The sequence below is a fragment of the Streptomyces sp. RK62 genome, assembly GCF_018070255.1.
GTDB lineage: Bacteria > Actinomycetota > Actinomycetes > Streptomycetales > Streptomycetaceae > Streptomyces > Streptomyces nigra.
Genome location: NZ_JAGPYD010000005.1, coordinates 308,445 through 330,257, shown reverse-complemented (window position 1 = coordinate 330,257; position 21,813 = coordinate 308,445). Strand labels below are relative to the sequence as shown.

Annotated in this window: 22 protein-coding genes and 5 pseudogenes; 9 read left to right on the top strand and 18 right to left on the bottom strand. The window is 68.4% G+C overall.

Annotated features, from left to right (window positions below):
- Nucleotides 1-88 precede the first annotated feature (88 nt).
- A pseudogene (locus KBY32_RS12430) lies at nt 89-497 on the bottom strand (glyceraldehyde 3-phosphate dehydrogenase NAD-binding domain-containing protein); the annotation flags it as partial.
- Nucleotides 498-794: 297 nt separating this feature from the next.
- On the opposite strand from KBY32_RS12430, the gene KBY32_RS12425 reads away from it, so the two are divergent.
- Nucleotides 795-1,685, top strand: a complete 891-nt coding sequence (locus tag KBY32_RS12425; RefSeq protein WP_210979984.1) for a universal stress protein — start codon at nt 795-797, stop codon at nt 1,683-1,685.
- A 266-nt stretch (nt 1,686-1,951) separates the two neighbouring features.
- On the opposite strand, the pseudogene KBY32_RS35315 reads toward KBY32_RS12425, so the two are convergent.
- From KBY32_RS35315 to KBY32_RS35300, 5 genes and pseudogenes are all read right to left on the bottom strand, one after another.
- Nucleotides 1,952-2,050 (bottom strand): annotated as a pseudogene (locus KBY32_RS35315) (IS5/IS1182 family transposase); the annotation flags it as partial.
- Between the two features lie 11 nt (nt 2,051-2,061).
- The gene (locus KBY32_RS35310; RefSeq protein WP_247689338.1) at nt 2,062-2,415 is read right to left on the bottom strand and encodes a DUF3085 domain-containing protein; all 354 of its coding nucleotides are present in this window, start codon (nt 2,413-2,415) and stop codon (nt 2,062-2,064) included.
- Nucleotides 2,416-2,481: 66 nt separating this feature from the next.
- The gene (locus tag KBY32_RS12415; RefSeq protein WP_210979983.1) at nt 2,482-3,051 is read right to left on the bottom strand and encodes a hypothetical protein; all 570 of its coding nucleotides are present in this window, start codon (nt 3,049-3,051) and stop codon (nt 2,482-2,484) included.
- Between the two features lie 2 nt (nt 3,052-3,053).
- Complete coding sequence (locus KBY32_RS35305; RefSeq protein WP_247689337.1) at nt 3,054-3,803, bottom strand: hypothetical protein; 750 nt, start codon at nt 3,801-3,803, stop codon at nt 3,054-3,056.
- Between the two features lie 225 nt (nt 3,804-4,028).
- Nucleotides 4,029-4,286, bottom strand: a pseudogene (locus KBY32_RS35300) (RHS repeat-associated core domain-containing protein); the annotation flags it as partial.
- Between the two features lie 688 nt (nt 4,287-4,974).
- Between KBY32_RS35300 and KBY32_RS35940 the strand changes: the two are divergent.
- A pseudogene (locus tag KBY32_RS35940) lies at nt 4,975-5,106 on the top strand (IS630 family transposase); the annotation flags it as partial.
- 14 nt (nt 5,107-5,120) lie between these two features.
- On the opposite strand, the gene KBY32_RS12405 reads toward KBY32_RS35940, so the two are convergent.
- The 3 genes from KBY32_RS12405 to KBY32_RS12395 all read right to left on the bottom strand — a co-directional run bounded on the left by KBY32_RS12405 (nt 5,121) and on the right by KBY32_RS12395 (nt 7,763).
- Nucleotides 5,121-5,513: a VOC family protein gene (locus KBY32_RS12405; protein WP_210979982.1), complete on the bottom strand. Its 393-nt coding sequence runs from the start codon at nt 5,511-5,513 to the stop codon at nt 5,121-5,123.
- A gap of 265 nt (nt 5,514-5,778) precedes the next feature.
- The gene (locus KBY32_RS12400; RefSeq protein WP_210979981.1) at nt 5,779-7,260 is read right to left on the bottom strand and encodes a hypothetical protein; all 1,482 of its coding nucleotides are present in this window, start codon (nt 7,258-7,260) and stop codon (nt 5,779-5,781) included.
- Nucleotides 7,261-7,292: 32 nt separating this feature from the next.
- The gene (locus KBY32_RS12395) at nt 7,293-7,763 is read right to left on the bottom strand and encodes a GtrA family protein (RefSeq protein WP_210979980.1); all 471 of its coding nucleotides are present in this window, start codon (nt 7,761-7,763) and stop codon (nt 7,293-7,295) included.
- 99 nt (nt 7,764-7,862) lie between these two features.
- Between KBY32_RS12395 and KBY32_RS12390 the strand changes: the two genes are divergently transcribed.
- The 4 genes from KBY32_RS12390 to KBY32_RS12375 all read left to right on the top strand — a co-directional run bounded on the left by KBY32_RS12390 (nt 7,863) and on the right by KBY32_RS12375 (nt 12,049).
- Nucleotides 7,863-8,930, top strand: coding sequence for a glycosyltransferase family 2 protein (locus tag KBY32_RS12390; RefSeq protein ID WP_308293705.1), 1,068 nt, complete (start codon nt 7,863-7,865; stop codon nt 8,928-8,930).
- A gap of 669 nt (nt 8,931-9,599) precedes the next feature.
- Nucleotides 9,600-10,682, top strand: coding sequence for a glycerophosphodiester phosphodiesterase family protein (locus KBY32_RS12385; protein ID WP_210979979.1), 1,083 nt, complete (start codon nt 9,600-9,602; stop codon nt 10,680-10,682).
- A 218-nt stretch (nt 10,683-10,900) separates the two neighbouring features.
- Nucleotides 10,901-11,551 carry a hypothetical protein gene (locus KBY32_RS12380; protein ID WP_210979978.1) on the top strand — a complete coding sequence of 217 codons (651 nt, stop codon included), beginning with the start codon at nt 10,901-10,903 and terminating at the stop codon, nt 11,549-11,551.
- Between the two features lie 51 nt (nt 11,552-11,602).
- Nucleotides 11,603-12,049 carry a hypothetical protein gene (locus tag KBY32_RS12375; protein WP_210979977.1) on the top strand — a complete coding sequence of 149 codons (447 nt, stop codon included), beginning with the start codon at nt 11,603-11,605 and terminating at the stop codon, nt 12,047-12,049.
- A gap of 276 nt (nt 12,050-12,325) precedes the next feature.
- Here the strand turns inward: KBY32_RS12375 and KBY32_RS12370 are convergent, their stop codons facing one another.
- From KBY32_RS12370 to KBY32_RS12355, 4 genes are all read right to left on the bottom strand, one after another.
- On the bottom strand, nt 12,326-12,472 hold the full coding sequence (locus KBY32_RS12370) for a hypothetical protein (protein ID WP_210979976.1): 147 nt from the start codon (nt 12,470-12,472) through the stop codon (nt 12,326-12,328).
- A 432-nt stretch (nt 12,473-12,904) separates the two neighbouring features.
- The gene (locus KBY32_RS12365; protein ID WP_210979975.1) at nt 12,905-13,129 is read right to left on the bottom strand and encodes a hypothetical protein; all 225 of its coding nucleotides are present in this window, start codon (nt 13,127-13,129) and stop codon (nt 12,905-12,907) included.
- Between the two features lie 337 nt (nt 13,130-13,466).
- Nucleotides 13,467-14,045 carry an SMI1/KNR4 family protein gene (locus tag KBY32_RS12360; RefSeq protein ID WP_210979974.1) on the bottom strand — a complete coding sequence of 193 codons (579 nt, stop codon included), beginning with the start codon at nt 14,043-14,045 and terminating at the stop codon, nt 13,467-13,469.
- A 678-nt stretch (nt 14,046-14,723) separates the two neighbouring features.
- Nucleotides 14,724-15,314, bottom strand: a complete 591-nt coding sequence (locus KBY32_RS12355) for a TetR/AcrR family transcriptional regulator (protein ID WP_210979973.1) — start codon at nt 15,312-15,314, stop codon at nt 14,724-14,726.
- Between the two features lie 125 nt (nt 15,315-15,439).
- Here KBY32_RS12355 and KBY32_RS12350 point away from each other — a divergent pair, with 125 nt between their 5' ends.
- Nucleotides 15,440-16,426: a zinc-dependent alcohol dehydrogenase family protein gene (locus KBY32_RS12350; RefSeq protein WP_210979972.1), complete on the top strand. Its 987-nt coding sequence runs from the start codon at nt 15,440-15,442 to the stop codon at nt 16,424-16,426.
- A 109-nt stretch (nt 16,427-16,535) separates the two neighbouring features.
- On the opposite strand, the gene KBY32_RS12345 is transcribed toward KBY32_RS12350, so the two are convergent.
- Nucleotides 16,536-17,369 carry a helix-turn-helix transcriptional regulator gene (locus KBY32_RS12345; protein ID WP_210979971.1) on the bottom strand — a complete coding sequence of 278 codons (834 nt, stop codon included), beginning with the start codon at nt 17,367-17,369 and terminating at the stop codon, nt 16,536-16,538.
- 149 nt (nt 17,370-17,518) lie between these two features.
- Between KBY32_RS12345 and KBY32_RS12340 the strand changes: the two genes are divergently transcribed.
- The gene (locus tag KBY32_RS12340; protein WP_210980053.1) at nt 17,519-18,262 is read left to right on the top strand and encodes an SDR family oxidoreductase; all 744 of its coding nucleotides are present in this window, start codon (nt 17,519-17,521) and stop codon (nt 18,260-18,262) included.
- A 111-nt stretch (nt 18,263-18,373) separates the two neighbouring features.
- On the opposite strand, the gene KBY32_RS12335 is transcribed toward KBY32_RS12340, so the two are convergent.
- On the bottom strand, nt 18,374-19,243 hold the full coding sequence (locus tag KBY32_RS12335) for a hypothetical protein (RefSeq protein ID WP_210979970.1): 870 nt from the start codon (nt 19,241-19,243) through the stop codon (nt 18,374-18,376).
- A 109-nt stretch (nt 19,244-19,352) separates the two neighbouring features.
- Here KBY32_RS12335 and KBY32_RS12330 point away from each other — a divergent pair, with 109 nt between their 5' ends.
- On the top strand, nt 19,353-19,613 hold the full coding sequence (locus tag KBY32_RS12330) for a hypothetical protein (RefSeq protein WP_210979969.1): 261 nt from the start codon (nt 19,353-19,355) through the stop codon (nt 19,611-19,613).
- Nucleotides 19,614-19,633: 20 nt separating this feature from the next.
- On the opposite strand, the pseudogene KBY32_RS12325 reads toward KBY32_RS12330, so the two are convergent.
- The 3 genes and pseudogenes from KBY32_RS12325 to KBY32_RS12315 all read right to left on the bottom strand — a co-directional run.
- Nucleotides 19,634-19,895, bottom strand: a pseudogene (locus KBY32_RS12325) (transposase); the annotation flags it as partial.
- Between the two features lie 235 nt (nt 19,896-20,130).
- The gene (locus KBY32_RS12320; protein WP_210979968.1) at nt 20,131-20,532 is read right to left on the bottom strand and encodes a hypothetical protein; all 402 of its coding nucleotides are present in this window, start codon (nt 20,530-20,532) and stop codon (nt 20,131-20,133) included.
- A gap of 286 nt (nt 20,533-20,818) precedes the next feature.
- Entirely contained in the window at nt 20,819-21,748 is a 930-nt protein-coding gene (locus tag KBY32_RS12315; RefSeq protein ID WP_210979967.1) for an SDR family NAD(P)-dependent oxidoreductase, read from the bottom strand.
- Nucleotides 21,749-21,813: the final 65 nt, after the last annotated feature.

Genomic DNA, 21,813 nt, shown 5'->3' with positions numbered 1-21,813 from the left:
CCAGCCCGTCGGTGACGAACCGGGCGGCCGTCAGACGCCGTGGGCAGCACGGCACGACACCCTCCGCCAGCTCCGGCAGAACCAAGCCCACGGCGCGGGCCGCTCCGGTGCCGGCCGGCACGGACAGCAGCATCTTGCCGGCTCCGCCCTTGAGGTGCAGTCCGGCGTCCTCGCGTGTGCGGAAGCGGCCGGTGGACTCGATGACGACGTCCACGCCGAGGCCGGCCCAGTCCAGGGCGGCGGGGTCACTTTCGGCGGTGACAGCGATGCGGTGCCCATCGACGGTGATCGAGGTGTCGTCGTGCTCGACCGTGCGGTGCAGCCTGCCGTACGTCGAGTCGTACTCCAGCAGATGGGCGAGTGCCGCCGGAGAGGCGAGGTCGTTGACCGCCACCACCTCGATCGGAGTGCCGGTGCCCGTCCCCGCACGCTCCAGCACCAAGCGCAGGCAGTTACGCCCGATGCCCGAATCCGGTGATTGCCACACGCACGGTCATGCCGGTCGTCCTCCTGGTCAGTACTGGTGTGAGACCAGCATGCGGGATCCACCCCGGGTAGGACCTGGGACGTACGGGGGCGGCAGGAGGGCCGTTCGGCCTGATGTCGGGGGCTGTGACAACAACCACGGAGTTGTCCGCGTGATGGGGACCGAACAGACCTCCCGTCGGAGGGACCGCAGGACCGGAGCCGGGACCACCGGCCCATGGGCCCGACGTCGCTCCTGCGCCACGCTCTGAGCCAGGGTCGGCGGGAAATTACACGACCCCGCCGTATCGGACACGGAGGTACTCCTCATGCTTCGCCCCATCGTCGTAGGTCTGGACGGTTCCCGTGAGAGCCGTGCGGCAGCGGACTGGGCCGCCCGCGAGGCGCAGCGCCGTGCGGTGCCGTTGCGGCTGGTCACTGCCTGGATCTGGCGTCCGGTCGACGTACCCTCGGCTCAGGAGTCGGAAGCCCAGAGGCTATGGGCGCAGGGGTTGTTGAGCGAGGTCAGGGAGGATCTGGCCGTCCGGCATCCGGAGCTGCCGATCGAAGTCGTGCAGGTGTCCGATCTGGCGCCGCGCGCGCTGTTGGGGCAGACGGAGCATGCCGAGATGCTGGTGCTGGGCTCGCGTGGGCACGGCGCCATCGCGGGGTTCCTCCTCGGGTCCGTCGGTCAGCAGGTCCTCGCCCGGGCGAGTGTCCCCGTGGTGCTGGTGCGCTCGAGCAACGGCGACGCCGCGCAGGGCACCCGATCCGTTGACCAGGACGGTGGCGAAGTGGTCGTAGGAATCCAGGACCGGGACGAGCCCGTCGAGGAACTGCTGGAGTTCGCCTTCGCCGCCGCGGCAGCCCGTGGGGCCACGCTGCGTGCCGTGCATGCCTGGAGCCGTCCACCGGTGTTCGCGCACAACCCCGCGGCCGTGCGCATGGGTGACGAGGACGGCGGCTGGGAGGGTCGGGTCGAGAAGGAGCTCCTGGATGCCCTCGCGCCGTGGCGGAAGCGGTATCCGCAGGTCGAGGTGGCCCACAGGATCGACCTCGCTCCCGCTGCGGAGGTCGTCCTCCAGGCCGCCCCGAACGCCTCACTGGTGGTTGTCGGCCGTAAGACGCACCGGCCCGCCCTCGGCATGCGTATCGGGCCCGTCACCCACGGCGTGATCCACCACGCTCACGCGCCCGTCGCCGTCGTACCCCACGGCTAGGCCGTGTTTTGGAAGTCGCTGACCTGCCTGGTTGGCCGTCCGGGAAGTCGCGGGCAGCCAACCAGATGGTGAGGTCGCGGGCGATGTTGTTGATGCTGGTGGCCGTGGTGACCTCGTGCTCGTTGCGGGTGGTGTCGCGGCGGACGATCTCGTAGACAGGAGGCCGCCCGCCGGCCTTCCCGCGCCGTGACAGTCCTCAATTCACCGCCGTCCTGGAAGACATCCGGGTGCCCCGCACCGGTCCGGGCCGCCCCCGTCTGGGCTTGGCCGTTGCGGCGGGCGCCCGCGGAGTGCTGATGGGCCCTGCAGATCGTGGAGTCGACATTGACCTCCCACGTGATCAGCCCGGCCGCGTCCGCCCGGGCCTGCAGCCGGGTCAGCAGTTCGGGCCGCCGGGGCGCCGCATCGGGCACGACCACGAGCTCCACGTTCTCCCAGAGGCCGGGCAGTCGCCCGGGTCGCCGTCGCACGTCTCCCGGACGGTGCCGGGTGGCAGCCGACGGCCCACAGGAGGTCTTCGCTGCCCCAGGACGGTCGACGGGTCGGTGGCCGGCCCCCAGCCGTCGGCGTAGACGATGTGGTGCCAGCTGCCGTCCGCTGCCCGGGTGTTGGGGGCGGCGGTGATGCCGTTGCTCATGAGGAAGGTGCCGTCACCCTTGATCCACCACAGGCGGGGACGGGCATCGGCCTCGCCGGGGCTCAGGAGCTCAAGTTCAGTACCCCATGTCATGGTGTCTCCTTCGGCAGGAAGACCCCATTGCCTTTCTCCCCGCCGAAAGAGATACGGAACACACGCTCAGGTCGCGATTACCTCAATGAAACCGAACTCCCCCGTCTCGCCGCACAAACCTGCAGCAGAGAGGACCCGATCGGCGACACCTTGACCTAGGAGCAACGAATCGACAGCACCAGGGATTTTAGCGCCCTCGTAGAGGGCCACCGAATCCCAGTCATCGACGTCCGTAAGCCCTCGAACGTCGCACACCAAAGCGCGCGTCGGTGTCGACACTTGCGAAATCGTCGACATAATTGCAGACTTAAGGGTTTGCACTTCTGAAGCGTTCACCCCATCCAACCAGAATGTCTGCACTTCGCAGCCCATCGGCTCATGCGAGTAGGTGCCCACCGCGTTAGTGTCCGGCGAGATCCACCAATTCACAGTGACGGACGGAGTCCTGAGGCCGATCAGCCATGCGAGCCTCTCGAAGTCGACAGCAACATCATCGCCATCGACATTAACTACGGCCACGACACCGGTGTCTGGGTGAGCGATAGTGACGCCATTCCGGTCGAATGCGACAACCTGGCAGGAGAAGATCGAATTGCTCCCCGACTCCCGATACCATCGAATGAAACCGTCTCCCATCTTTACTCCTTCCGCATTTCGAAGAGGTGAACATTATCAGAGCCGAACACCTTACGCGCCTGATTGATTCCAGTTTCGGGCGTACTGGATGCGTCCAGATAGTAGTGAGCTGGAACGCATGTCTGGTCTGCAGCATGTTTGTTTATCTTAAGAGCTTTTCCGAAATCTGCAGGACGTTTGACTTTCCCTCCGCCCCCTACGAAAACGTACTCCCCGTTCGGTCCGATCACATCTAGGCCGCTGGACCCTACGTTAGGCATAACAATTTTGGGGTCTTGGCCCTTTGCGTCTTTGGCGACAACGCCACCGATCAATCGAGCCACGTACTCTTCCCGCCGGAGGCCCAAGGGTGCCGCTTCGGCACCCCTTGCCGCGCGAGTAGCGGCAATACCCGCTGCGCCCGTTCCCACTACCGCGCTTCCGCTGGAGGCACCACCGGTAGCTGTTTCGGCGATCGCTGCGGCGCAGGCGGGCGCAGAGGCTAGGCACCCAAGGGCCGGGCTAACAACTAGCGGAGCCACGGCGACTAGCAACCCTACAACTGTGACGACGCCTAGGGCGACCTTCTGCCAGGTGCTGAGCTTGCCCGAATCTGGGATGTCGTTGGCGTTGGGGTCGTGATTCGGGTTGGCGCCCATCGCCCAGCAGGCGTTGCAGTTACCGTCGTCCTTCTTGGGTCTCGGGTTGGGCCCCTTCTTGAAGACTATTTGCGCTGAACTAGTCGCGCCGTCGGTGTGGACGGTGACGGTCATGGTGCCGGTTCCGACACCACCGTTCGCTGTCCGGTGGTGGAAAGTCTGGGTGGTGGTCTGCGTGCTGTGCTGCTCCCATTCTCCGTCAGGCCCCATCGTCACGTAGTCGCGGTAGGTGCCGCCGTTGCCGTCCGAGCAGGTTCGTTCGCAGAGGCCGGCCGGCTTCAGGCCGGTGGGGTCGGACTTGGTGACGGGCGTGTTGTTGGCGTGGGCGTAGCCGTTGAGGGACTCGTGGTCGTCGGGAGCGAGGACGGGGTCGACGGAGAGGAATCGTCCGGTGGTTGGGTCGTATTCGCGGGCGCTGACCTGGGTGAGTCCGGTGTCGGCGTCTGTGGGTTTGCCGAGGAAGCCCTTGTCGTCGGGCCAGGCCGGCGTGGTGGCGCCGCGTGTTTCGCCGAAGGGTTTGGTGTAGCGGCGTGTATGGCCTGGGTGGTGGCGTCCACTGCCATTGAGGCGGCGCCGTGGTGGTCGTCGACCATCCAGGAGAGACCGGTCTCGGTGCGGATGGCGGTGGCGTCGCCAGCGGGGTAGTAGCGCTCTGCGGTGAATTTCTTTGCGCCGGTGTCGTAGTGGAGTTCCTGGCCGGCCAGGTACAGGACGGTCTTGCCCGGGCCGCGGCGGATGAGGAGGTCGCCGTTGGCGTCGTAGAGGTAGTCGGTGGTCTTGGTGCCTTCAGTGAGGCGGATGAGCTCCCCTTCGATGTCCCACGCGAGAGTGTGCTGGGTTCCGGTGGGGCCGTAGCGCTTGGTCGTGTTGCCCTGTTCGTCGTAGGTGTAGGGCTTGGGTGTGCCTCCGTTGGTGCTGGTGGAGATCAGGGTGTGGGGCTGGCCGGTGCCGTCGGCGTTGACGGTGGGGTAGCCGTATGCGGTTTTAGTGTCACCGCTGGCCTTGTGTTCTGTCTGGGTGTCGCGCAGGCCGCCTGGCTTGTAGGTCCAGCTGGTCCAGTACGGGGCGGGGCCGCCCAGGGCGGACGTCGAGCGGGTGGTGATGCAGTCGTTGCTGGAGGGGGTCCAGGATTCGGTCAGGCGGCGGTAGCCGTCGTAGGAGAAGCACTGGGTGTCCGTGCCGTTTGCCTGGTCGGTGATCGATTTGACGTTGCCGGTGGCGTCCTAGACGTAGTCGACGTCGCTGGTGTGGCCGGTGTTGGTCTGATCGGCCGTGTGAGTGTGGGCACCTGTGCTGGCGCAACGCCAACGCCCCGCCATCCCGACGTTCTGGCCGCACAACCCGACGCGAACGCGCCCGCATTCGGCGCGAGAAGGGCATCCGCTGGGGCCGACGCCCAGTGGCTGGGACAGCTTGACCAGGGCTGAGCTGCTACTGGATCTCCTTGTGAACGGCCTCGATGTTGTTGCCGTCGGGATCGCTGACGAACGCACAGTAGGCGCGATACTCACTCCAAAGCCGCGGAGTGTGCCGGGAGACGCCCCCGGCCGCCACCGCAGCCGAGTGGAACGTGTCCACCGCTGCTCGACTCCCGGCATCGAACGCGAGGTGCATCCCCCGGGTCGCCGTAGCCGACTGATCCGCCCGATCCAACGACACCGAGGGCGTATCCCGATCCGGATGCCAATACTCGGCGACACCATCTGCCCGGTAACCGGCAGAGATCCCGAGCGGCTCAAGCGCCGCGGTGTAGAACCTTTCGCTCGCCTCGAAGTCGGAGGCGAACACCCCAAGGTGATGGATGAAAGACATCGCTGATCCCATGACAGTGGAGCCTACGGCTGGATCGATCGACACCCCGCGACCAGGACCGCCAACCCGGCGAACCTATGGGTTCAGAGCACTGGGGACCCAATGGAACTCCCGCACACACGGGCCCACTGTCTTTTTGCCGCTGCGGTCGAGGGCACCCGCGAGATCCTGTGACTGCGGCCGGCGACGGTGGCGAAAGCGGTCAAGTGCCGGCTTTCGGGACCGGCCGGTCACGGACGCAGTCCGCACTGCCAGGTGCTTCCGACCGGATCGGGTCTCATCCGCCTGGCCCAGCCTGTGCCGGGCCTGCGGCTGCCTGACGACTGGCTGGAGCGTCACTGCGCGGTGACCGGCTCTCGGTGTCCGTCGGCTGATGCGCCGTCACCGTACGGTCTGTCACGGCGCCGGGGCTCGCCGTTCGCCGGGGCGTCGTCGCCCGCCGCCCCAGCCACAGCAGGAGCAGGCCGAGGGAGCAGGCCATCGCCGGCCAGTAGACGTAGCGGAAGTCCGTCGCGGGCACGATCGGCAGATAGCCGAGAATGTAGGCCGCCGAGCTGATTCCCAGCGCTCGCACCGGCATCGAGAACAGGCCCTTGCCGGGCCGAATGGCGAGCACCATGGCGACGGCCAGCCAGAACCACCCGCGGAACAGCCAGGGCATGTCCTCGGCCATGCCCTTGACGTAGGTGCCGAGGGTGTCCTCCAGCCGAGGGTGCGCCACCTCGATGCCCAGGTCGTTGGGGGTGACGCCCGCCTTGTACTGATAGCCCGTCTCGAACAGCAGACTCGCGAAGAGCTGCAGTCGGTACTGGATGTATTGCGGTACATGCCCGCTCATCTCCCGTAGCCACAGGGAGGTCATCTCGTCCGAGTCCCCGCGCAATCCGTCCGCCGGGCGTTCGTAGCAGGCCCAGTAGGCGTCCGACAGGGCACCGACCCGGTCGCACTCCCGCGCCGCCGCCACGAGCCGGTCCCTGAGCTCAGGGGGGATGTCCGCCGACCGGAGCTCCTCCACGGTCAGCACATGGACCAGGTCGTCGAGAACGATCTGTGCGCTCTGATGCGTCTGGAGAGGGCCCGCGATGAGGGAGATGGCTGCTGCCGGTACGAGGAGGGCGACCAAGAGGATTGCCGTGCACTTCACCCACATATGGCGTCCAGGACCACGCCACAGCGCCAGGACCAGCAGGACGAAGATCGGGATCGCGGCGAGGAACGCGTTCTTGCGCACGAGGATGGCGTACGCGAGGAACAGCACGCCCAACCAGAGCAGCCCCCATCGCACGACGGGACGCGAGTGACCGTCCCGCAGCCTCAGCCCCACGAATGCGACCGCGCATGCCGCGAGCAGCGCGAACGCCGCGTGGACGTCCTTCCACACCACTCCGACGAAGGTCAGCACCCACGGCAGGAGACCGAGCCCCAGCACCGCGAGTGAACCGTGACGGCTCGCGGTCAGATCCCACACGCACCAGGCCAGCACCCATAGCGCGCCCCAGAAGACCAGCGACTGGAGCACGGCCATGGACGCGAACGACCCGGTGGCGGCGATGAGCGCGCGCCACAACAGGCTCAGCACCGGCGGGTGCCAGTCGGTCAGGGGTGTCATCCCTCTGGCCTGCCGGAGCTGGTCGAGGCTATCGGGACTCAGGTAACCGGGAGCAAACGTGAGGATCGTGCCCAGGCAGCAGAGCGCGGCGACGGCGGCCAGTCCCCGGACCCAGCGCTGCACCGGCAGCACCCATCCCATTTTTTCCATATGTCGGATGCTAGCGCCGGGGTGCTCACGACTCAGGATGCGACGAAGACGTAGCGCCGATAGGCGTAGAAACGGAACAAGGTCGCCAGTACCCAGCCCATGATGCGGGCCGTGTTGTCGCTGAGCGGAGAGTCGAGGCCGAGCAGATGCCGGGAGGCATAGACCGTCCCCGCGGTGATGACGAGCCCCACGCCGTTCGCCACGAAGAACAGGACGAGCTCGAGGGTCAGCCTCTCGCGGTGCTGATGCCGGTAGGTCCAGTAGCGGTTCCCGATCCAGCTGAAGAGCGCGGCGGCACTCGTCGCCAGAACGGACGCCTGAACGGGATATGCGTCCATCGGCCCGCCCTGCGCGCCACCTGGCAAGCCGAAGACGAGCAGGTTGTAGCCGCCGTTGTCCACGACGAAGGCCAGTGCTCCGACGACGCCGAACTTTGCGGCCTCACGCCACATGCCCTTTATGGCGTCACGCGCGCGCAGCGCCACGGAGATGAGGACCGGCACACGGTGAAAGTAGCGACCCGGCGCGCCCTCACGGCCGAGGCGCGCTCATATCGCAGTATTTCCTACTGTGTGAAGGTTGAGTTCGAGTGAGGAGCGGCCGTGGAACCGACGATCGCATGCGTCGTGCCCTGCCATAACGAGGAGGCGGCCGTCGGCAAGGTGGTGCGCGACCTGCGCGCGGCACTCCCCGAGTCGATCGTCTACGTCTACGACAATGCCTCCACCGACCGCACGGTCGAAGTCGCTCGAGCGGCGGGCGCGATCGTCCGTCAGGAACCCCGCAAGGGCAAGGGCAACGTCATCCGCCGCGCCTTCGCCGACGTCGCTGCGGACGCCCTGCTCATCATCGACGGAGACGACACCTACGACGCCTCCCGAGCCCGGGATCTCGTCAATCTGCTTTTCGATGGCCCGTACGACCAGGTCGTGGGGGCCCGTCGGGTCACGGACGACGGGGCTTACCGGACGGGTCACGCGGCAGGCAACAAATTGCTCACCGGGGCGGTGCGCTCCCTCTTCGGCAACGACGTCACCGACATGCTCAGCGGCTACCGCGTCTTCTCGCAGCGCTTCGTGAAATCCTTCCCGGCACTGGCCCGGGAGTTCGAGACCGAGACCGAGATGACGATCCATGCCCTCCATCTCCGCCTCCCGACGGCGGAGGTGGCCGTGGACTACCGAGTCCGGCCGGCCGGTGGAGAGAGCAAGCTGCGCACCTACCGGGACGGCTGGCGCATCTTGCGGGTCATCCTCGACCTGGCGAGACGCGAGCGCCCCTCGCTCGTGCACACCGTGATCGCTGGAGTGCTGGCCCTCGTCTCGGTCGTCCTGGGCATCCCCGTCATCGCCGACTTCGTCCGCACCGGCACCGTGCCCCGCCTTCCCACGGCGGTTCTGGCCGCCGCGATCATGACGATCGCCACGCTCGTGCTGCTGGTGGGCTACATCCTCGAGTCGCTCATGCACATGCGTCAGGAACAGACTCGCCTCGTGCACCTCTCGTACCCGGCCCCTGCCTATTCCCCGCGCCTCACCGCCCGCGGAGCCGGCATCGGAGCGGTCTCGGGCCGCAAGACCGCAGCCTCTCGGCGTAATGCCATCGCCCTCGATGCGGAGCAGCACAGGGACTTGGAGCAGGGGCAGGAAGTCTCACCCTCGGACGGCTGAACCGTTGAGCGGTCTTGCACCTGCGATTTCCCGCCGATCTTCCCGTGTCGGGACGGCGGGCGGTGTTGCGACTTCGTGTCCGGCGCTTGGCGCCGGCGCCGGCCGAGAGCGGGACACCGTGGCCCACCGGGCACCGGTTCGCCGACCGCACCCGCGCCAAGCACCCCACCGTCCACGCGCTGCTGACCACCGGCCACAGCCGACGCTCGATCCAGCGCCAGCTCAACATGACCTACCGAACCGTCCAACGGCTGGCAGACGCCGCGAGGCCGGAGGATCTGTTCCAGGGGCAGTGGCAGAACCGCAGGACCAAGCTCGGTGACTTCAAGCCCTACCTGCACGAGCGATGGGCCGAGGGCTGCACGAACGCCTGGATCCTCTGGGAAGAGATCAAGACGCACGGCTACTGCGCCGGTTGCGGCGGCCTGTCGTTCGACTGCGCACTATGTCCGCCGCACCCATTCATCGTGTATCGGTCACGGCTCGGCCAGGCATCGGACGGCACCCCAGGCCGCACGGAGGCCTGCCTGCTCACGGCCGAAGCAGAAAGATCACCGTTCGGCGCCCGTTCACCACCGCCTCATCCGCCGTCCCCGCGGGTGCCGCGCCCCGGGGTTTGCCTGTCGCGTGTCCCGTCGGACCCCATACACGAAATGAACGAGGCACCCCATGTCCCTGCGGCACACCGTCGCCGGCCTGGCCTTCCTGCCCCTGCTCGCTCTCCCGACGACAGCGCAGGCGGCCACGCACCCGCACACCACCCCGTCCCACGAGTCACCCCACCAGGGCGCCTTCGACCTGCAGGCCCACCGCGGCGGCCTGGGGCTGACCACGGAGGAGTCCCTGGAGGGCTTCGGCAAGGCGCTTCGGCTGGGCGTCAGCACCCTGGAGCTGGACACCCAGATCACCAGGGACCAGAAGGTCGTCGTCAACCACGACCGTCAGATCAGCGCGCAGAAGTGCAAGGACACCGCGCCGCTGACGCCGGGCGATCCGCAGTTCCCGTACGTCGGCAAGTACATCAAGGACTTGACGCTCGCTCAGATCCGCACCATGGACTGCGGGTTCCAGCAGCTGCCCGGCTATCCGGAGCAGGAGCAGATCAAGGGCTTCCGCATGATCGAGCTCAAGGACGTCCTCGATCTCGTCAAGCGGTACAAGGCCAAGCAGGTCAAGCTGAACATCGAGACGAAGGTCGAGGCCGGCGCACCCGAACAGACCGCCCCGCGCGAGGTGTTCGTCCGGCGCGTGTACGAGGAGATCCACCGCTCCGGCATCGAGAAGCAGGTCACGATCCAGTCGTTCGACTGGGGCGCGCTCAAGGCGATGCACGAGCTCGCCCCGAAGTACCCCCTCGTCGCCCTGACGAACTACGACTTCCTTCAGGTCGGCAAGCCCGGCGCCTCGCCCTGGCTCGGGGGCATCGATGCCGACGACTACGACGGTGACTTCGTCAAGGCCGCCGCGACCGTACCCGGCGTGACGGCGCTCTCCCCGAACTACGGGTTCCCGCAGAACGGCACCGTCGCCGACCCGGGCTTCCGCTTCTACCCCGACCGGAAGATGGTCGCCGACGCGCACCGGCGCGGGCTGAAGGTCATCCCGTGGACGTGCGACGACCCGGCGACCATCGAGGCGCTGATGGACATGGGGATCGACGGCATCATCACCGACTACCCGAACCGGGTGCGGGACATCATGGAGGACCGGGGCATGCGGCTGCCCAGGGCCTATCCCGCTCCGCGCCACTGAGGGCCCGCCGCAGCCGGTCGGCGCCCGGTCCCGGAACGCCGACCGGCTGCGGAGTCGCACCTCAGGTGCCGCCCTCCGGCTCTCCGCACACGTTCGGCTGCCGACGGCCCGCGCCTGTACACTGACCTGCGTTTTGGCCGGGGCGGGGAGGGGGCGGCGTGATGGGGCCTCGATGGGCGGGGGGCGTTGCGGCGGCTGTGGTCGTGATCGTGGCGGGTATGTTCACGTCGTGGTCGGGGGGCGCGGCGGAGAGCCGTCCCGCCGAGTCGCGCGACAGTGGTTCCACGTCACCGCAACCGCAGCGGAAGGCGTCCGCCTCGCCCTCGCAGGAGTCGCAGCAGGAGCTGGTGGAGCGGCACCGTCGGCGCGTGCTCGACGAGATCGCCTCGGGGAGGGACGCCCCCGACCGTGAGGGCCTGAGTCTGGTGAGTGCGGCGGCCGGGAGCACGGTGTTCTTCTACGTGACCGCCGACGGGCGGTACTGCTCCGTGCTCCACTCCGCCACGACCAGCGCGTCGTCGTGTACGGCGCGTCCCGCCGAGGGCATCGGCCCGGCACCGGCGCTGGAGCGCTGGTTCGAGGGGGACACGTACGCGGCCGGGCCCGCGGTCGGGCTCATCGTCGCGGCCGACCGAGAGACCGTTCTGTCCTTCTCCTGTGGTGACGAGCGCCTCGCCCTGAGGAAGGTACGCGTCATCGAGGCCCGTGGCGCGACGCGAACGATCTACGGGGTGGAACTCGACCAGTACTCGGCCGGCGTCCTGCGGGCCGAGGTCGTGCGAGCCGACGGCCGGCACAAGGAGACGCTGCCTCTCGGCACCAAGGCGGAAGACCTCCGTGCCGGCAGCGACTGGCCGGTCTGCGGGTAGAGCCCTCGAGCGCCAGGAGCGTGCCGCCGCCGTTCAGGGCGGTGCGAGGATGTGCCGAAGGGGATCAGCGACAGCGAGCGCGTTCGGTACCTGCGGTTCCAGTCGCCGCATCGCAACAGCCTGGGTGGGTTCACCGGGGTCTTCGGGCTCGTGGACAACCTCGCGCGGCAGGGCAGGCTCTCAGAGGAGCAGGAAGCCTTCCGACGTCGCAACAACCGTTGGTACGACGCCGTCTACTCCGATCCCTCGACCGTCGACCCCAGGGTCTACGACGAGCATGTGAACCCCGGCGCCACGGCCTGGTTCAAGCCGTCGGCCACGCATCTCCTCGCTCACGTTCCTGGCTACCTGCAGATCCTGGCGGCGCACGGCGTCGCCTGTCAGCTTCTGCGGTCCGCCGATCCGGGACGTGTCGTCTACGAGAACGCCGTGCAGATCGTGGTGGTGCCGTTCGCGCGGAGTGCCCGGGACAGCGACACTCAGGCTGCCAGGAGTTGACCTCGACCTCTCCGCCCGGCACCCTTCCATCGAGCGCGTGCGCGCGGCACGTCCGCAGGACCTCGTCGGACAGGCCCGGCTCGACGTCGCGTACGGCGCGAGCGACCATCGCGCCGACGAGTCGGCTGAGCAGCAGCACCGCCTGGTCGCGGACCTTTCGCGGAGCGAGTTCTCCGTCGTGCTCGCAGGCGAGTTCCGAGGCGAAGCCGGCCAGGCAGCCCTCCACGCCTGCGGCGTACGAGCGCTGGATGGTCTCGTCGTGGCGTGCGGCGTCGATCACCAGGGAAGCGGAGGCGCAGCTGCCGTCCGGGCGTTGCGGTGCTCGGCCGAGAGGTGGTCGTCCACGACCCGCCGCTGCGGCGAGCCGGCGGGAGCATCCCCGTCCTCGGCGGCCTGCGCCAGCACGCCCAGGGACGCCGCCAACGAGGCGTTGCACACCTCGGCGGCCAGGTCGTCCTTGGACGCGAAGTGGTTGTAGAAACCGCCGCGTCAGGCCCGCTTCCTGACTCCAACCGGTCACGCATCACTCAGCGGTGGCAGCCGCCCTGGTGTGGTGCGTGGACACGCACCCCGCGAAACCGTGACTCGAATGGCCACGTCCAACTCGATTCGCCCACCCAACACTCGACCGTGCCGACTAATCGATTGAGGGTGACTCCGGCTTCCGGGAACAGTGCCGTTGGCACTTGTGGAACTGAACAGACTCCATGATCCTCGCCTTGTGGATGCGGCATGAGCAGCAGAAGCGGACTCGGACCGCTTGGACGTGGGAGCGGGTGAATGGAGGCGAACGCGGAGCGGGAGTGCTGGGAGTTGCGGTCGGGAGCAGGTGTGGGGCCTCTGCAGTTCGGGATGTCACCAGCCGAGGTCGCCCGCGCACTCGGGGTCCCGGAACCGCAGGAACGCGTTGGCGGTCCGTATGCGCAGGAGGCCTTCCCGGGCGCGCTGAAAACGTTCTACGACGCGGGCAAACTCGCGTGCGTTGCGCTGGATGCAGTCGCCGGTCCGCAGGTCTTCCTGTCTGGCTTCCCGCTGGCAGGGAGCGACCTGGAACAGGGTCAGCAGTTCTTGCTGGAGCATGCTGGGAGCATGGGAACTGCGTGCTCTACACGTCTGATGACTCGCTTTCCCTGACCGATCTGGGGGTTCTTTTGCGCTCACAGCGGGTCGGGGCGGCGCGCCTGACACGTCCGCTTTTCGTGAAGGAGGAGTGGCTGGAGTCGGAGTATTTCCGGGACCGCCTTCCGTTGGAGGCCGGCACAGGCTGAGCGCTCACTCTGGCGAACGACGTCGACCCTGAGATCACGTCACGATGAGATGCCGCAGGGCTTGTAACCGACGGTCTTGGTCGCCAAGATCGTGATCACATTCGAGGGAGGATTCGAGCGGTCGAGTCCCCGACCTGGGTGTGGAGGCGCTACTCGGCCCGCCACCAGCCCTGTCCGACATGCCAGTCCCTCACCCAGTGCAGGAAATCGCCCCCCGGCTGACCGGAGGGGCGGTCGGCATAGGGTGCGGCGCATCCGTCTCTGAGCCACCACACCCGGCCGCGTTGCGGCCCGGCCACCACGAGCGTCCAGTACTCACCAGGGCTGTCGCTGCCCAGCAGCACGGAGCCGTGCTGGTAGGTCTGGTGCAACAGAGGCGAGTGGCAGGTGTGGTCGCAGTAGTCGTACTCCCACTGCCACTCCTTCTCAAGAGGGAAGGGCTGGCCTGGCAGGCGCAGGGCGGCGCCATCGAACGGTTTCGGGCTCATCCAGCAGTGCGCTTCCCAGTCGGCCCAGCTGTCCGGTTTCTCTCCCAGGGGCAGCAGACCACCTTCGTCAGGCGGACCGTCTTCGGTACCGTTCGCGATCTCGGTCAGGAAAGTGCGATACGGCTCGGGCAACACCACCCCCTGCTTGCGCTCCCACACCCGGAGCTCCTCCCTGTCCAAAGGACGGTGACAGACCTCTGCCGGAAAGGCTTCGCGCAGGACGGCCATCGCATCTTCCATGCCCTACAGGTATCACCGGGCACTGACACTCTGGCCTCGGACCAGTGCACGCAGCGGGTCACACGACAAGCTGAGCCGGGCCCGCGCTAGCCGCGCACACCGGGCTGCGGTTGGTCGAACAGCACAGTCCGGTGGCCACGTCATCGCGCCGCCGGCGGTGTGAGCGGACAGGCCCAGCGAACACGTGTGGAAGGCCGGTCGAACCGACCAGGCCGCCCTCCCCCACCGCGGTCTCCGGGCAGCTGCACCCTGCGTGGCGGATCAGCCCGAGGAACACTCGTCCGTCTGCTTTTTTCCGCGCCTCCCGTACTCGATCCGCACGGACTCACTCTGTTCCAACTGGTACAGCGTCCCGTGCTGTGGGCTCCACTCCCGAGGCACCACGAACACCTTGCCGCCCGCTCTGTGGAACAGGCGCAGCCCGGCATAGCGGTATCCGTACGCGCTGTCCTTCACCGGGACGCGGAAGTGGCAGCTTCCGCCGCCGCGGAGCACCAGATCGCGGGCACCGTCTGGCGGTAGTCCCTCGCGGTGGCAGCCCCCGGGCAAAGGGTGTCGTACCGACGTGGCGCCCGGTAGCGACGGCCGATCACGGTGCCCGCGGCGCAGGCAAGGGCCGTGAAAGCGCCCCTCCGCCGCATGCGCCCGAATCGGCCGGTGACTGGCATCCCAGAGTGCTCATATGTTCGCCGTTCGGGCGGTGTGAGCGAGGATGGCCGCCCGGGCGGACACCTTGGCGGCGTCGACGACCGCCCGGTCCTGCAGCAGGCGTCCGGAGGCCAGGGCTCCGTCGATGAGCAGCCCGAGATGTGCAGCCAGCTCGGCCGGCTGTGCGGCGCCTGCGGCTCCGGCAAGGCCGGTCAGCCACTCCTGGCGGCGCCGGGTGTGGGCGACGGTGGCCGCGTGCGCTTTGGAATCGAGCTCGGCCTCGACGGCGGCACTGACGAAGGGGCAACCGAAGAAGCCGTGGCGGTCGAAGGAGGCCAGCAGCGCGTCGAAGAGGCTCACCAACTGCTGTGCGGGGTCGGGTCCCGCGGCGTCGGCAGCCTCCTGCAGCCGCCTCATCCACGACTCGTCCGTGCGCCGCAGGTAGGCGGCGATGAGGTCGTCCTTGGTGCGGAAGTGCGCGTACAGGGTGGACTTCGCCACTCCGGAATCCGCGATGACCTGATCCACCCCTACTCCCCTCAGTCCGTGGCGGTGGAAGAGACCTGCCGCCGAATCGAGGATCTTCTGCTCGGTGTTCGTCTTACGTACGCGCGTCGCCATGCAAGACAGACTAGTACGTTTCGATCTACCCGCCCCGCACGCTTTTGCACCCCTTAATAAGACGTACTAGTCTGTTCGATTAGTCGGATCACCCGGCATCGGAGCCATAGGAGAAGGGTGCTGCCATGCGCGCGGTCGTGCTGGAGGAGTTCACCGGTCCGCTCGAGCTGCGGGAGATCGACCCGCCCACACCCGGGGAAGGACAGGTGCTGGTACGGATCCACGCCAGCGGGGTGAACCCGCTGGACACGAAGATCAGCGCAGGCCGGGCGGCACACGCCCGCGTGCGGCCACCGGCGGTACTGGGCATGGACCTGGCCGGCCAGGTGGTGGAAGCGGGAGCCGGGGTGAACGGCTTCGCTCCCGGGGACGAGGTGTACGGCCTGACCGGCGGCGTCGGCGGCCTGCAGGGCTCGCTCGCACAGTTCGCGGCGGTCGACGCCCGCCTGCTGGCCCACAAGCCGGCCACGCTGTCCATGCGCGAGGCAGCCGCACTGCCGCTGGCCGTGATCACGGCGTGGGAAGGCCTGGTGGACCGGGCCGGCGTACGGGCCGGCCACAAGGTACTGGTGCACGGCGGCGCCGGTGGCGTGGGGAGCATCGCGGTCCAGGTGGCGGCGGCCAGGGGTGCAGAGGTGTTCGCGACCGTGTCCGCGGCCAGGATGCCGGTGGTGCGCCGACTGGGGGCGGTACCGATCGACTACGCCTCGGTTCCCGTGGAGAGGTACGTCGCCGAGCACACCGGCGGCGCCGGATTCGACATCGTCTATGACACCGTGGGCGGCCCGGTCCTGGACGCCTCCTTCGAGGCGGTGCGCACCTATACCGGCCATGTCGTGAGCGCGCTGGGCTGGGGCACCCATGCGCTGGCACCCCTGTCGTTCCGGGGAGCCACCTACTCGGGCGTCTTCACCCTGCTGCCGATGCTGACCGGCCAGGGCCGCGAGCACCACGGTGAGATCCTGCGCGAAGCCGCGGCAATGGTGGACGAGGGCAGGCTGCGCCCCCTGCTGGACGGGACGCGCTACACCCTCGCCGACGTGGCGGACGCCCACCAGGCCGTGGAGAGCGGCACGGCCAGCGGAAAGGTCGTGGTCGACATCGAACCGTGACCTCCTCCCCCGGCCTCGCCCCCCTGCATCGCCCCCCACGTCGGCTCCGCGGTCGCTTCACGACACGAGCGGACGGCTCCCGCCCCCTCACGCAGGAGGCAAGGCCATGTCAGCGGCGGGGTGCGGCCATGGACGCGAGATAGGTGAGGGCCTGCGCGCTGCGGCTGCCCGGTTCGGCCGACCCCACCAGCAGTTCCTGGCCGGGCGCGGCCCGCACGTCGAAACTCTCGTAGGTCAGCTCGATGCGTCCGGCCTCGGGATGGACGAAGACTTTGAACGCCCGGGCGAGAGCACCGGCCTTCTGGTCCTCCCACAGGGCACGGAACTCCGCCGACGCCTCCAGCAGTTCCCGGACCAGCTCGTCGATCTCCGGGACGTCGCTGAAGCGGGCCGCGTTCAGGCGCAGCGCGTACACGGTCGCGCTGGTGACCAGCCGCCAATCCGGGAAGACGTCGCGGGCCCGCGGGTGGGTGAAGAGGATCCGCGGCATGCTGGTCTCCCCGTCGAAGGGTGCGAGGAGGGCGTCGGCGATCACGTTGGTGGCCAGGATGTCGAACGCGGGTCCCAGGACGTAGGCCGCGGCGTTCGGGAAGGCGTCGAGCAGACGCAGCAGGTCGGGGTGCACCTGGTCGCGCAGGCCGCCGACCTCGGCCAGGGGGCTCAGCCCTGCGAGCCGGTGCAGATGGATACGCGCGTCGGCGTCCAGCCGCAGTGCCCTGCCCAGCGCACCGACCACCTGCGGCGAGGGGTGGGTCTCCCGGCCCTGTTCCAGGCGCATGTAGTAGTCGGCGCTCACCCCAGCCAGTACGGCGACCTCTTCCCTGCGCAGGCCCTTGACCCTGCGCGTGCCGCTGCCGGCGGGGAGCCCGACGTCGGACGGCTCCAGGCGGGCGCGGCTCGCGCGCAGGAAGTCTCCGAGGGACTGGGCGGACGCACGGTGCATGAGGCCGACGGTACCGCGCGGCGGCCGCGCCAGCCCTGGTGCCGCGCACCCAGGCTGGCGCGGCCTTCCTGAGCACCAGCCCGGCGGGTGGACTGACGCCGGTGGCCGTCACCACAGGCCACCTCGTGCACACGAAGGAGATCACCCTCATGCTTGCGTCCACCCCCTCGGAGAAGAAGGTCGTCCTGATCACCGGGGCCAGCAGCGGCATCGGCAAGGCCACGGCCCGTCACCTGGCCGCCGCGGGCCATCAGGTCATGGCCGGAGCACGTCGTACCGACCGGCTGGCGGAACTGGCCCGAGAGGTCGGCGTGGCGAACGGCGCACTGGACCACCACGCGCTCGACGTCACACGGCGCGACAGCGTCGAGTCGTTCGTCGACGCGGCACTCGACCGTTACGGCCGGATCGACGTGCTGGTGAACAACGCCGGCGTGATGCCGCTGGCACCGATGGCGGACCTCCACGTCGACGAGTGGGACCGGATGATCGACGTCAACGTGCGCGGCACGCTCTACGGCATCGCCGCGGTACTGCCGAGGATGCGTGAACAGGGCGGCGGGCACATCGTCAACATCGCCTCGGTGGCCGGTCACCGCGTGGACCCGACCGCGGCGGTGTACTGCGCCACCAAGTACGCGGTTCGGGCCCTCTCAGAAGGGCTGCGCCAGGAGAGCCGCGACATCCGCGTCACGATCATCAGCCCCGGCTTCACCGAGAGTGAGCTGTTCGACCGTGGCGGCGCCGTCGAGGCACAGGCCGCGGCACGCGCCGCCGCACAACAACTCGCCATCCCCGCAACCGCCGTCGCCGAGGCGATCGGCTTCGCCCTCGATCAGCCGCCCACCGTGGACATCAACGAGATCATCGTCCGCCCCACCGTCCAAGGCTGACCCCGACCGGCCGGGGCTGCTCCACCACCTGCAACCGCGGCAGGCTGAGCAGCCCCGGCCGGCCCGCCCGCTCGAACAGGCCGGGCGACTCTGACTCCAGCGGCACGACCGTCACCACCCCGACGGACGAGATGGTGTGTCCGACCGGTCGCAGTACTGAACCGGGTACCGCCCCCCGGTCAGTTCCTGCGAAAGGTCCCACAGTTGGTGTTGTACGGCCTCGTCGTGGGTCTCAGCGACTGAGCGCACCGTGGTCGGGTGACCTTTGCTCTCCAGAAAGCCGCTGGGGCCGTAGTACTCCCCGCCGGCCACTGACGCGTCGGTGGCCGCCCGCAGGGTCGGCCATGCTCCGCGGTCGGCGCTTTGAATGAGCAGCGGACGTACGACGCCGGCGAACAGCGCCCTGGTGACGATGCCGCGTCCGGCGGTGCTGCGCCGGGAGCCGCTGGTGTCGGCGCCACCGGGGTGGGAAGCCACCGCGATGGTGTGGGCGCCGGACCCAAGGCGCCGCCGCAGTGCGTAGGTGAACATCAGGTTCGCCCGCTTGGAGTGAGCGTAGGCCGCGGTGGAGTCATAGGCGCGCCTCGTCCAGTTGGCATCGGTCGGGCGTGCGTCTGCCACCAGGTGAAGACCCCGGGGATCAGGCCGACCGCCGTCAGGGAGCCCCAGATCCGGGGGGATGACCAGCCGTGTTGTTCGGCGCGGGAGAGGCCTAGCCCCACATCGAACAGGCCCGCCGAGACCAGCAGGGCCAGGCAGGTCGAGCCAGGGCTGCCGCGTCGGCGCGTCGGGCCGGAGCAGCACGATGCCGCCCATGACGGCGAGAGCCGCGAAGACGAGGTTGACGTGCAGGGTCCAGCACCAGTTGAGGTGCTCGGTGAGGAGACCGCCCAGCAGCAGGCCCAGCCGGATGATGGGCTGGCTCAACGAGGCACATTTCACCGTCGATGAGCACAGGACCCGCACGTCGGCCGACAGCACCCTGGGGGCAATCCTCCTCGCCCGCCGTCAGTCTGACACCAAGTGAGATCCTGACTGGTAGGTCGCCGTTAGACGTCGTTGTATTTGGTGGGATCGATAGTCTGTGCGGATGGAGAACACGGTTGAGACCGCTTGCCGTATCTGTGGGCTGGATGACGGGGAGGCTCTCTACGAGCACGGGTTCCCTCGATACATCATCTGCGAGTGCTGCTACAACGAGTCCGGCATCGGTGATGACACCGTGACGCAAGTCCGCGAGCTGCGCGGCTACTGGGTCGGTCACGGTGCCCAGTGGCACAGGCCGCAGCTGAAGCCGGCCGACTGGGATCTGCTGGGTCAACTGGCCAACATTCCGCCGGAATGGCGCTGACCCGGCGGCCAACCGTCGCCTCACTCGGTGACTCGGCGGTAGCAGATGAGAGTTGCGGCGATGCCGGCGAAGGCGAGGAAGTGCTCGGGTTTGCGTTCGTAGCGGCGGTGCAGACGGCGGCAGTCGCCCAGCCAGCTCACGGTGCGTTCGGCGGTCCAGCGGTGCCGCCCCAGCTGAGCTGAGGACTCACTCGATGCCCCTGCGGGCGATGCGGGGAACGATGTTGCGGGTGCGGAGCCATTCCCGCCGGTGGTCGTAGTTGGGCCCCTTGTCACCATGGCAGGACTGAGTGCCGGTCAGGTAAGCATCGAGCGGGAGGGCGTGCGTGCCGTCATGCTTGTGCGTGCAGGTCGCCACGGCGGCTGGCCCCAGCATTCGGCGGGGTACCACGGGGCGTAGGGGTGTCTGCGCGCAGGTGACGTCCCTGGCATCGCGCGCGACCGCCGTCGGGCGAGGAGATCAGCGGCCGTGATGAAGGGGTCGCCTTACGGTGTCTCGATCGGTGATCGGTGCGGGATCACAACTCCCGCCACTCACCCAGCTCGCCAGGCGCACCTGTCTGGATGAAGTTGCGAACGAGGGCCCACGCGCGATCGACCGCGACGACGCAGTCGCCATTGAACACAGCTAGATCGCCCATGATCGGCACCTGCACGACCGCATCCACTGCTGCGGTGCCATCGCCGACGAGTAGGGACGCCTTCTCGGCAGCGTCGAACAGATGGATCACTGCTTGATCGTCTCGGAACCCCAGGGTCAGCAGGGGAAACTCGCCACCCGGCAGGCGGACCTCCAGATACCCCCGACCACGCGAGCGCAGTGCGGCAAAGTGATCGGTCAGAACCGCTATGTCGGAGCTTCGCTCAGTCGCGGAGAACCGTCGCGATCCGGGGTCCGTTGCTGTCCACGAGACGAACATCCCTGCAGCCTCCTGCTGCCTAAATCCTGCTGGGCCCCAAGAATGTCCTGATCGGAGAAGGTGGCGCTACCGAACTTGAATGCGTGATGTCGGGACCGGATGCTCGGCATGAGTCGCCCGTCTCGCGGGCCCATGGGTATCGCCGGGCCGCCCACGGGAGAGGATCCTGCCCGTGGGCCAGCCCCTGCCGCAGTTGCCGAAGCCCGAGTTCGTCTTGATACCCGTCGAGGCCCCGGGTGACGACCGCGTGCTGACGGTGGCCGGCGGTCGTGTCCGGCAGAGGTGCTCAGTGAGCCTGTGCGAGGAGTTCCCGCGACAGCGCCCACAGGCGCCCGGCGTTGTCCGGGTCGACGGCGTAGCGGGCGACCCCCTGCAAGGTGCCGGTGCGGCGGTCGACGACGTCGCTTTCGTTGCAGTCGGCGAAGTAGCGGCCACCCACGCTGTCGAGGAGCGGTGAGGCGGCGAGCAGGACGGAGGTCGCCGCGCCCTGCTCGACCGTCTTGATCAAATGGTCGGGAACCAGCCCGCTGCCTCGGCCGGCGGTGTGCCGTTGCAGGTTCGTGTGGATGGCGCCGGGCATGCACGCGTTGACGGTGATGCCGTCCGCGGCCCAGCGGCGGGTCGCTTCGACCGCGAAGAGGATGTTCGCGGTCTTGGACTGGCCGTAGGCGAGCCACGGATCGTAAGGGCGGAAGGCGAAGTGCACGTCGTCCCACACGATCGGGGAGCGTTGGTGCCCGGAGGAACTCACCGCGACGACACGCGCGTTGCCGTCGGCGGCCAGCGCCCGGTGCAGGCCCGTGGCGAGAGCGAAGTGACCCAGGTGGTTGGTGGCGAACTGCCACTCCCAGCCCTGCGCGGTGTACCGCTCGGGGCAGGCCATGACGCCCGCGTTGTTCACCAGGACGTGCAGTGGACCGCGCCAGGCGGCGGTGAAGGCGGTGACGGAGGCGGGTTCGGTCAGGTCCAGGTGCGCCACGTGCACCTCGTGACGTCCGGTGGAGGCGGTGATGTCCTTGGCTGCGCGTTCGCCGGAGGCGACGTCCCGCACGGCGAGGGTGACCTCCGCCCCTGCTGCGGCCAGGGCCCGGGCCGTCTCGGCGCCGAGCCCCGACGAGGCACCGGTGACCACCGCACGACGGCCGGTGAGATCGACGCCCTGCGTCACCTCGTCCGTCGTGCTGGAGAAACCGAAGGGGGTCGTGATGAGGCTCATGGGTGAACTCCTTGATGTGCTGTGTGGTCGGAGCGGGCCATGCCTTCGACCGGCCGCGTCCGCAG